This is a genomic window from Bartonella sp. MR168JLCBS (assembly GCF_042194175.1).
Genome location: NZ_JBHIMP010000317.1, coordinates 1 through 766 on the forward strand (window position 1 = coordinate 1; position 766 = coordinate 766).

At 37.1% G+C, this 766-nt stretch carries 1 pseudogene; it reads right to left on the minus strand.

Annotated features, from left to right (window positions below):
* Positions 1–35 precede the first annotated feature (35 nt).
* Positions 36–766, minus strand: a pseudogene (gene era, locus ACFIK8_RS11130) (GTPase Era); the annotation flags it as partial.

Below are 766 nucleotides of genomic sequence, written 5' to 3' on the forward strand. Positions count from 1 at the left end.
TACCAAGAATAACGGCTTGTTCTTTCCATTTCATTTTATTTTAAAAAATCCAGTCCCATTTCGAGGTAACGTTCCGGATCGTTATCCCAATTATCACGTATTTTCACAAAGAGAAAAAGATGAACTTTCTGATCCATGATTTCCATTAATTCTTTACGTGCTGCCTGACCAATTGCTTTAATTGTCTCACCTTTTGCTCCTAAAACAATTTTTTTCTGACTCTCACGTTCTACATAAATAACTTGATTAATTCTAACTGAACCATCTGAACGCTCTTCCCAGCTTTCTGTTTCAACTGTTGAAGAATAGGGAAGTTCGTCGTGGAGACGAAGAAAAAGCTTTTCGCGAGTAATTTCAGCAGCAAGCTGACGCATAGGCATATCTGAAACTTGATCATCATTGTACTCAACGCATGAAGCAAATCCTTGCACCCAGAACCATTTAGAGCCGAAATCATAAATGTCTGCAAAAACTTTACTCGTTCATTAATTTGAGAAGTTAATGCTAAAAGAGATAATTTAGCAACTGTATCAATCTTATTAAGAACGAGAATTTTATCCTGTTTAATATTTTCTACAATATCTAACATTGTACAAACTTCATCCGAAAGACCATTGTGTGCATCAATCAAAACTAACAGGACATCAGCACTCTTAGCGCCACCCCAAGCAGCAGATACCATAGCACGTTCCAATCGCTTGTGAGGACGAAAAACGCCTGGTGTGTCAATCAACACCATTTGCGTATTATCATGAATAACAATACC